The 8,332-nt window shown below is 69.3% G+C and carries 12 protein-coding genes and 3 pseudogenes; 7 read left to right on the top strand and 8 right to left on the bottom strand.

What is annotated here, in order from left to right:
• The 4 genes and pseudogenes from TFC3_RS39030 to TFC3_RS03670 form a co-directional block, all read left to right on the top strand.
• Positions 1-576 (top strand): annotated as a pseudogene (locus TFC3_RS39030) (glycosyl transferase); the annotation flags it as partial.
• A 121-nt stretch (positions 577-697) separates the two neighbouring features.
• Positions 698-1,918, top strand: a complete 1,221-nt coding sequence (locus TFC3_RS03675; protein WP_067495608.1) for a bifunctional glycosyltransferase family 2/GtrA family protein — start codon at positions 698-700, stop codon at positions 1,916-1,918.
• Between the two features lie 24 nt (positions 1,919-1,942).
• A pseudogene (locus tag TFC3_RS40320) lies at positions 1,943-2,044 on the top strand (hypothetical protein); the annotation flags it as partial.
• Positions 2,045-2,168: 124 nt separating this feature from the next.
• The gene (locus TFC3_RS03670; protein ID WP_067495605.1) at positions 2,169-2,465 is read left to right on the top strand and encodes a DUF3040 domain-containing protein; all 297 of its coding nucleotides are present in this window, start codon (positions 2,169-2,171) and stop codon (positions 2,463-2,465) included.
• Between the two features lie 4 nt (positions 2,466-2,469).
• On the opposite strand, the gene TFC3_RS39945 is transcribed toward TFC3_RS03670, so the two are convergent.
• The 8 genes and pseudogenes from TFC3_RS39945 to TFC3_RS03645 all read right to left on the bottom strand — a co-directional run bounded on the left by TFC3_RS39945 (position 2,470) and on the right by TFC3_RS03645 (position 6,665).
• The gene (locus TFC3_RS39945; protein WP_255363741.1) at positions 2,470-2,604 is read right to left on the bottom strand and encodes a hypothetical protein; all 135 of its coding nucleotides are present in this window, start codon (positions 2,602-2,604) and stop codon (positions 2,470-2,472) included.
• Between the two features lie 8 nt (positions 2,605-2,612).
• Complete coding sequence (locus TFC3_RS03665; RefSeq protein WP_067495602.1) at positions 2,613-3,218, bottom strand: GNAT family N-acetyltransferase; 606 nt, start codon at positions 3,216-3,218, stop codon at positions 2,613-2,615.
• A gap of 63 nt (positions 3,219-3,281) precedes the next feature.
• Entirely contained in the window at positions 3,282-3,455 is a 174-nt protein-coding gene (locus tag TFC3_RS35320; RefSeq protein WP_201787118.1) for a hypothetical protein, read from the bottom strand.
• Positions 3,456-3,584: 129 nt separating this feature from the next.
• Positions 3,585-3,944 carry a hypothetical protein gene (locus TFC3_RS03660; RefSeq protein ID WP_067495599.1) on the bottom strand — a complete coding sequence of 120 codons (360 nt, stop codon included), beginning with the start codon at positions 3,942-3,944 and terminating at the stop codon, positions 3,585-3,587.
• 62 nt (positions 3,945-4,006) lie between these two features.
• Entirely contained in the window at positions 4,007-4,798 is a 792-nt protein-coding gene (locus tag TFC3_RS03655; protein WP_067495590.1) for an aminoglycoside N(3)-acetyltransferase, read from the bottom strand.
• 14 nt (positions 4,799-4,812) lie between these two features.
• Positions 4,813-5,103 (bottom strand): annotated as a pseudogene (locus tag TFC3_RS39025) (DUF4440 domain-containing protein).
• Between the two features lie 94 nt (positions 5,104-5,197).
• A complete protein-coding gene (locus TFC3_RS03650) occupies positions 5,198-5,767 on the bottom strand; it encodes a hypothetical protein (RefSeq protein ID WP_153040091.1) in 570 nt (189 codons plus the stop codon).
• 49 nt (positions 5,768-5,816) lie between these two features.
• Positions 5,817-6,665: an NAD(P)H-binding protein gene (locus tag TFC3_RS03645; protein ID WP_067495577.1), complete on the bottom strand. Its 849-nt coding sequence runs from the start codon at positions 6,663-6,665 to the stop codon at positions 5,817-5,819.
• Positions 6,666-6,799: 134 nt separating this feature from the next.
• On the opposite strand from TFC3_RS03645, the gene TFC3_RS03640 reads away from it, so the two are divergent.
• From TFC3_RS03640 to TFC3_RS03630, 3 genes are all read left to right on the top strand, one after another.
• Positions 6,800-7,207: a glycosyltransferase gene (locus TFC3_RS03640; protein ID WP_067495566.1), complete on the top strand. Its 408-nt coding sequence runs from the start codon at positions 6,800-6,802 to the stop codon at positions 7,205-7,207.
• A complete protein-coding gene (locus tag TFC3_RS03635; RefSeq protein WP_067495563.1) occupies positions 7,204-7,932 on the top strand; it encodes an EAL domain-containing protein in 729 nt (242 codons plus the stop codon). Before TFC3_RS03640 ends, TFC3_RS03635 begins: the two co-directional genes overlap by 4 nt.
• A gap of 53 nt (positions 7,933-7,985) precedes the next feature.
• On the top strand, positions 7,986-8,332 hold a 347-nt coding region (locus TFC3_RS03630), incomplete at its 3' end, for a response regulator transcription factor (RefSeq protein ID WP_153040402.1).

The following is an 8,332-nucleotide window of genomic DNA, read 5'->3' as shown; positions in this document are numbered from 1 at the left end:
GGCGGCGGCGGCTTGCGCGGCAACCGGGGCGGTTTCCCGGGCGGCACTCAAGGGGGCGTCCCCGGCGGCCAAGGCGGTTTCCCCGGCAATCAAGGCGGCATTCCCGGCGGCAACCAGGGCCAGCAGGGCGGCACCACGCCGGGCCAGCAGGGCGGGATGACCGGCGGCGGGATGCGTGGGGGCGGCGGCATGGGCGGGCTGCTCAACGCCGCGACCGTCAGCGACCAGATGAAGCAGTTGCTGGAGGCCGACGCCGACAAGTACACGTGGATCGCCGCGGCGGTGGGTTCGCAGAGCGCGTCCGGCTATCAGCTGGCCACTCAGAAGCCGGTGATGCCGGTGGGCGGTTTCAACGGCACCGACCCCTCGCCGACGCTGGCGCAGTTCCAGAAGTACGTCGCCGACGGCAAGATTCACTACTTCATCGGGGGCGGCGGCTTCGGCGGCGGCGGACGTGGCGGCACCAGCAGTGGCAGCAGCGACAGCTCGCAGATCTCCACCTGGGTCCAGGAGAACTTCCAGTCCCAGACCGTCGACAACGTGACGATCTACGACCTCACCCAGCCCACCCAGTAACTCCGGCACCACGCACCAGGCGGCTCCCGGCCAGGGGGCCGCCTGGTGCGTTTTCAGCACTCACAGCCGCGCCACAGGGTCGCCACAAAGCGCACAAAGGGCCGCGGACGACCTTGGTGACATGAGCCTTTCCACGCTGAGCGAGCACGAGCAGGGCCCGGCGAAGACCGTTGCCCCGGTGCTGGATGTCGTTGTCCCGGTCTACAACGAGGAGATCGATCTGGAGCCCTGTGTCCGCCGGCTGCACGACTATCTGAGCGCCGAGTTCCCGTACCGGTTCCGCATCACGATCGCCGACAACGCCAGCACGGACTCGACCGCGCAGGTGGCTCGCCAGCTCGCCGAGTCGCTGAGCGAGGTGGCGTCGGTGCACCTGAACCAGAAGGGTCGCGGGCGGGCGCTCAACTACGTGTGGACCCATTCGGACGCGGCGGTCCTGGCGTACATGGATGTGGATCTCTCGACCGACCTCGGGGCCTTGCTGCCGCTGGTCGCGCCGCTCATCTCGGGGCACTCAGACCTGGCGATTGGCTCTCGCCTTGCCCGGGGTTCCCGGGTGGTCCGCGGGGCCAAGCGCGAGTTCATCTCCCGGTCGTACAACCTGATCCTGCGCAGCACGCTCGCCGCCCGCTTCTCCGACGCACAATGCGGATTCAAGGCCATCCGGGCCGACGTCGCCGCTCGCCTGCTGCCCATGGTCGAGGACACCGGCTGGTTCTTCGACACCGAGATGCTCGTGCTGGCCGAACGCGCCGGGCTGCGCATCCACGAGGTGCCGGTGGACTGGGTGGACGACCCGGACAGCCGGGTGGACATCGTCGCCACCGCGCTGGCCGACCTGCGCGGCATCGCCCGGCTCACCCGGGCCCTGGGCAGCGGACGGCTCCCCCTGGCCGCCCTGCGCGAGCAGCTCGGCCGCAACCCGTTGCCGGTGGCCGGTGTCCCGGCCGGGCTGACCGGTCAGATCCTGCGCTTCGCCGCGGTCGGCGTGGCCAGCACCCTGGCCTACCTGGCCCTGTACGCCCTGCTGCGCACCGGGGTCGGCGCCCAGGGGGCCAACCTCATCGCCCTGCTGATCACCGCGATCGCCAACACCGCGGTCAACCGGCGCGTGACGTTCCAGGTGCGCGGCTCGCACAGCGCGTGGCGTCACCACGCGCAGGGGTTGGTGGTCTTCGGCATCGGGCTGGGACTCACCAGCGGATCGCTCGCCCTGCTGCACCTTACGACCGCGCCGGCGACCGCTGTGGAGCTGGCCGTCCTGGTGCTTGCCAACCTCGTCGCTACCGGCGTGCGTTTCTTGCTCATGCGGACCTGGGTCTTCCGGGCCGTACGCGCCTGAGAAGATCCCGCACATCCCGGCGTTGGGCACGGATTTCTCTGCGATCGGCAAGCAAGTCACCACGCTACGGCCGCCTCGGATGCCTGGGAACGGATCACGCGGCTGCTCAGCATTAATCAGGCATGAACACAAGTGTGCGCGCCGTAGGAATTTCGTTTCCGGCAGGTAACAATGGAGGCGTCGGCCGGGGCGGGTATGTCTTTCCCGGTCGTCGTGCTCCCCCAGGTCCGGGCCCCGCCGGAGGTGCGACATGCTCAGCAAGGAAGACAACCGCCGTCTGGCGCAGCTGGAGCGCCAGCTTCGCCGCGATGACCCTGACTTCTGTGCCCGGATGGCCGGCAATCATGCATCCCGGCGCCGGGTTCCCGTCTCCCTCATCCTTGCGGCCACCGTCGTCTGGGCGGTGGCCCTGATCCTGGCCGTGATCGGCTGGTGGGCTGCGGCCATCGTCTCCGGCGTCTGGGCGCTGGTCATCATGGTGGCAATCGCCTACCGCTTCCGCGGCCCGAAGATCACCGCCCCGGATACCCTGCCGCCCAACTGGTGACCGATCAGGCAAACGCGACGCCGGCTTCCGGCACCCCGAGATCGAGCACCGGCAGATCGGCCGGCCGCTGCGACCCTTGTTGCGCGAGCCCCAGTGCGCTGATCCGGTACGCCACCACTCGGGCGCGGTCGACCTCCACGATGCCACCTAGATGCGGCGGCCGTAGCGGCGGGCGGCGACGTTGCGCAGGCGCTCCATCCTGGTGCTGCCGCCGGCCGAGACCAGCTCCCAAGTGTCCAAACTGCTCGGGCCGTACGGGCCCTCCTGGAGAATGGGGGGTTCGCCGGTCAACCGGTAGCCGCAACGCCGGGCCACTGCGGTGGAGGCCGTGTTACCCGGATCGATCCGCAGCACCAGGCGGCTCAGATCCAGCGAGCTGCGGGCGTACGAGGAAAGCAGGGACAGTGAGCGGGCAGCCAGCCCACGCCTGCGATGATGCGCGCCCACCAGATAGCCCAGTTCGGCCTCGCGCAGACCCGCATCAACGCCGAAGAGCAGCACCTCGCCCAGAGGTTTGCCGCCGTCTGCGGTGATGGCCAGTTGGATCCGGCTACCGGTGACGCGGCCCCGCTTGGCCCGTTTCAGGTAGGCGACACCGGCTTCGAGGTCGAAGGGCGACGGCATCGGGGTCCAGCGTGCGATGGCGGGTTCGTCGAGCAAGGCGACCAACTCGTCCAAGTCGTCGTCCCGCCACTCGCGCAGGATGATGCCGTCCCCGGTCAGGGTGAGCGGATAGGGCAACCGGGACGTCATGCGCCCGATCCTGCCCGTAAGCAACCACTTTCGGCCAGTAGGCAACTTCTCGACCACCGCCGGTCAGGCGCGGGCCACCATGGGTGCGGAATCCCGCAATGCCCAGTCACTGCTGATATCCCCGGCTGCACGGAGCAAGGGCGGTAGATACACCCCTGTCAACTTGTCGACAGCGGTTTCGACCGCGTGCACGGTCACCTTCAGCGCCGCCACCACCTTGTCGTCGCCGTCGCGCACGCCGGTGGCGATCGGCTGGGATATCTGGGGCGAGGTGCTGGTTGGCCAGCGCCCAGCCGCGGGCTGCGTACGGCGCCCGGCCCGCCCACTTCGAGACGCCCTACCCGGACATCGCCACCTGACCTGCGCTCAAGCCTTCCAGCCCGCGTTCTCGCAGGCGTTCATGAGGTTGGCGGCGCTGGACTTCCACTCCGAGGTGGTGTCATTGGCCGTGCGGCCCATCTCCGCCGCGCGGTCGGCGATCACGTCGTTGTCGGTCTTGACCGTGGACTCCATGACCTTGTCGGCCAAGGCCAGCCGCGCGGTCTTGGTCTTCGCGTCGCGGTAGGCGCCGGCGAAGTCGGTGCAGGCCGTGCGGGCCGCGTCGTCGAGCACGCCGGCCGACGTCTCAGCCGCCTTGTTGGCCCGGCTGGCGAACAGGGCGGCGATCACCACGAGCACGATGACCGCGCCGATGACCAACTGGCGTCGGTTCAGCTTCAGCTTCACAATGCGTCAGGTTATCGCAACGAGTTGACGTTCCCGTTCGAATGATCATGCCACGACGAACGTCACAGCCGACGGTGGGAGCGCATCCATCCAGTGGCGAAGTCGACCAGGTCGCGCTGGGGCATGAGCCGGGCGGTGGCGCCTGCGACGGGACCGATGACGGGGATGCCGGTGGCGTCGAAAGCCGTTCCCAGCTCGGCGAAGTCGGAGGAGTCGGTGTCGGGGCCGGTCCAGCGGACCCAGCGGGAAGTGCTGTGCTCCGAACGTACCGAAGCACCGAATTGGGCTTGGGGAACCTGATCCTGCCTGGTCTCGGCCAGGTGGAGCGAGGTGTTGGACCGGTAGCCGCAGCCCAGTAGCAGCACCTTGCCGTGGGCGCGGTAGATGGCCCCGAGCGGCGAGTCTTCGCCCAAGTCGGCGCCGAGGTCGTGGGCCGCCGTCAGCTCGGCGGCCAGCGCACCCACCGCCGCGAACGACACCTGCGGGTGTCCACTGCGCAGCGCGCCGGGCCAGGTGCGGACCACCTCGGGCAGCACCCCCATCCAGCGGCTCGGGGTGCGAGCCGGGTCGAAGCCGGGACTGTCGTCGCGGATGACCTGCCACCAGGCCTCCGGCACCGGCGGGCGGGTCCACGTTGCCGGGTCGCTGTTGTCGGGGGTGTGGGTCGGCACCACGAGGGTGCCACCGGGTCCGAGAACATCGAGAAACGCCTGCACGATCGCCTGCAGCCCACCGGCGATGTAGCCGATGCTGCTCGCCGAGGAGTGCAGCAGGACAACATCGCCGGTGGCCAGGCCGAGGGCGCGCAGATCGCGCGTGAGAGACGCGGTGGTGTGCGGCAGCGGCTGAGTCACCGCGCCATTTTGCCTCAACCGGGCAACTCTGCGGCAGTCTGCCGGAACTCAGGTTGATCGATGAGACGCAGCCAACTACCGTCGCTCTGCCGGCGCACCGCTTGAGCCCGCACCCCAGCCCCGCCCCTGGGCGGGCGTCGAGGTCAAGGCGATATCCCCGCTGACCAGCGTCGGCAGCGGCGCCTGGGCTCGAACCGCGGCAGGTGCGGCAGCGCGTTCCCCCAGAACGTGCCGATCGCTTCGCGTCCGACGGCCGCCGAGCGCGTGCACATCACCCAGTCGGGGTCAGCGCGCAGATCCGCCAGTTCGACAAGGAGCTGGGGGCAAACCTCGCCGATCGCGGGCTTGGCGTGGGGGTGCTGCGCGCCTTCCCGCCGTTGTGCAAAAAGTTTCCAGTGGTTACAGCAGGTCGCCGTTGCAGGCCAGCCGGGCTTGATCGTTCCATTCGGTCGCGTCGAGCGTGGCAACGGCGGTGCGCTCACGGTCGTCATAGGTGCGCACGAACAGACGCACCTGCAGCTCACCGATCGGCAGACCGCGCCCGCACCGTACGCGGATGTCGGCGTCGGCCTGCACCGCTTCGCCCTGCTTGATCCACCGCGACTTGTCCACGCCGCGCACGGTCAGCCCCGGCCGATCGACGCTCAGGTCGTGCACGTCCACCGGGAGCGGACCGGCGTTGACCAGCGTGACCCGGCGGGTGAGCGAGGCATCGGTGACCCGGTCGTTGAGCACCGTCCCGCCCACCCCGGCATCGTTTGCCTGCGGGCCGGTATCGGCGAGGATGACCACCGACACCTCGGCATTGCGGGCACGCTCGACCCTGGCGGTGGACCAGCCGTAGGCCCCGACGCCGCCGATCGCGGCCCCCACGACCAGCACCCCGGCCGCCGCGACCAGCACGTGCGGGCGCAACCGGGCCGGCGGGCGGCGCTCGGTCGGCGGCCGGTCGAGATCGATGACATCCATGGCCCATAGAACGTACGGCACCACGGCCGATATTTGGCAATCAGTACTCCTACCGGCTGAGCACCTCCCGGACGGACTGCGGCCGCCGGCCCAGCAGCTTCTCCATCGCCGGGTCCACAGCCGCGAAGTCGCCGCGGCGCGCCGCCTGGAAGATGCCGAGCGTCATCCGGATCTGCGGCTCGGTCATTCCGCGCTGGGTCATCGTGGCGACCCATTCGTCGTCGGCCACCGTGATGCGCTGCACGGGTCGCCCGCTCAGCTCGGACATGATCGCGGCCACGCCGGTCAAATCGATGGCCTCCGCGGCAGTCAGCGGCGGAGTCGGCCCATCGAAGCGGTCCGGCTCGCAGAGCACCACCGCGGTGGCCTCGGCGAGGTCGTCGTGCGTGGTCCACGACACCGGGCCGTCCTCCGGCGCGATCAACTGGCCGGTCTGTGCGGCCTGGCCGGCCAGCATGGGCACAGTTGAGGAATAGAAACCGTTGCGCAGCGAGGTCCACGGCACGCCGGCCGCCGCGAGTTCGGCTTCGTGGGCCGCGTGGGCCGGCATGGGCGGGAACGGCGAGTCCGGGTTGACGCCCATGTGACTGGTGTAGAGGACGCGACCCACCGAGGCCTGCGCCGCGGCGGCGAAGGCGGCCCGGTGCAGCACCCGGCCTTCGTCGCCCAGCTTGCCGGCCGACACCACGAGCACCTGGTCGGCGCCGGCGAACGCCTCGGCCAGCGTGGCCGGGTCGGCGAAATCACCCCGGCGCACCGAGACGCCACGATCGGCCAGGTGCTGGGCCTGGGCCGGCTCCCGCACGCTGACCCCGACCTGTTCTGCGGGCAGCCGCTTGAGCAGCTGATCGACAACCCGGCTACCGAGCTTGCCGGTCGCTCCCGTAACGATGATCACGACTTACCTCTTTCCATTGAAAACACGATTAAGTTAACACTGGTACTGAGCGGCCCACAACCGAGCGGCAACCTTTGCGGGGGCCTTGATTTGCGCCTGAGACTGCCTTGAGGAAGCGATCCGAACTACAGGGCATGACTGTTGCGAACCTCATCGCCGTTCCCCCCGTCGTCATCTCCGGCTTCGGCCAGACCGTCGAGTTCTCGGTGGTGATCCCGTTCCACAACCCGGGCGCCAACCTGCGCCGCTCGGTCGAACGCATCACCGACGCCCTGTACGCCCAGGGCATCTCGTTCGAGGTGCTCGCCGTTTCCGGGGGCAGCACCGACGGCTCCGAGCGCACGCTCGCCGGCCTGTCGCGGACCAGCGTCATCGTGCAGGACGACATCCTTGACCGCGGTGCCGCGCTGCAGGCCGGCTTCGGCTACGCCTCGGGTGCCTGGATCGGCTTTGTGGACGTCGACGCTGACGTCGAGGTGGACCCGTACGAGCTGGTCGAGTGCCTGCACCGGGCCCGCGAGGAAGCCTCCGTGCTCGTATGAGCGTCATCGCCCCCGCACCGGCGATGCTGCGGGACATCAGGGACGTCATCGCCGAGCAGGCCATCCAGCCCATCTTCCAGCCGGTGATCTCGCTGGAGGACGGCGTCGTGCGGGCCTACGAGGCGCTCGCTCGCTTCGCGCACTTCCCGAACCCGGTGGACGCGTTCACCGCCGCGACCGACGCGGGCCTCGGGGTGCAGTTGGAGCAGCTCGCCATCGAGAAGGCGTTCGAGCACCTGGACCAGCTACCCAGCGGCGCGTTCCTGAGTGCGAACCTGTCGGTGGAAGCGCTGCTCACCCCGCAGGTGCAGGCCACGCTGCTGGCCCACGCGGCCCACCCGATCGCGGTGGAACTGACCGAGCACGCCCCGGTGCACGACTATCCGGCGCTGATCGCGGTGACCGACCGGCTGCGCTCCGCCGGTATCGCCATCGCCGTCGATGACACCGGGGCCGGCTTTGCCAGCCTCAGCCACATCCTGCAGTTGCGCCCCGACATCATCAAGCTCGACATCACCCTCACCCGGAACATCGATGCCGATCCGGTACGAGCAGCGCTCGCCCGTTCCCTCGTCGGCTTCGCCCAGGACATCGGGGCCATCCTGATCGCCGAAGGCATCGAGACGCCCGCCGAGCACGAGCGGCTGCGCAGCCTCAACGTGCAGCTGGGTCAGGGCTATTTCCTGGCTCGCCCGGGACCGCTATTTCCTCCAGTCCAGCCCTGACCAACCGATAAGAGCGGCGTTCGTACCGCTCCCGCAGCCCTTCCGGAGGTTCCGTGTCCAGGCCACGCGCGCTCGTTGTCGAGGACTCACCGGAGTTCATGCTGCTCTGCCGGCACCTGCTGGAGAAGGAAGGGTTCGACGTGCTCGCGGTCACCGACGGCGAAGGCGCCGTCGAGCAGGCCCAGCAGCAGAACCCGGACATCGCCATCCTCGACCTCGGCCTGCCCGACGTCGACGGGATCGAGGTGTGCCGGCGCATCCGCCAGTTCACCGACGCGTACATCATCATGGTCACCGGCCGCACCGACGAGGTGGACAAGATCGTGGGCCTCTCGGTGGGCGCCGACGACTACGTCACCAAACCGTTCTCCCCCCGTGAACTGGCCGCCCGCATCCAAGC

The sequence above is a fragment of the Actinoplanes sp. TFC3 genome (assembly GCF_001553785.1).
In the GTDB taxonomy this organism is placed as follows: Bacteria; Actinomycetota; Actinomycetes; order Mycobacteriales; family Micromonosporaceae; genus Actinoplanes.
Note: the sequence above shows the minus strand (reverse complement) of the source record. Positions and strands in the feature narration are given on the sequence as shown.

What these genes read in the sequence shown, in the direction of transcription:
- TFC3_RS03635 (WP_067495563.1), top strand. Translation starts at nt 7,204, where the DNA reads ATGAGCGTCATCGCCCCCGCACCGGCGATGCTGCGGGACATCAGGGAC.
- TFC3_RS03640 (WP_067495566.1), top strand. Translation starts at nt 6,800, where the DNA reads ATGACTGTTGCGAACCTCATCGCCGTTCCCCCCGTCGTCATCTCCGGC.
- TFC3_RS03650 (WP_153040091.1), bottom strand. Translation starts at nt 5,767, where the DNA reads ATGGATGTCATCGATCTCGACCGGCCGCCGACCGAGCGCCGCCCGCCG.
- TFC3_RS03670 (WP_067495605.1), top strand. Translation starts at nt 2,169, where the DNA reads ATGCTCAGCAAGGAAGACAACCGCCGTCTGGCGCAGCTGGAGCGCCAG.
- TFC3_RS03675 (WP_067495608.1), top strand. Translation starts at nt 698, where the DNA reads ATGAGCCTTTCCACGCTGAGCGAGCACGAGCAGGGCCCGGCGAAGACC.
- TFC3_RS03665 (WP_067495602.1), bottom strand. Translation starts at nt 3,218, where the DNA reads ATGACGTCCCGGTTGCCCTATCCGCTCACCCTGACCGGGGACGGCATC.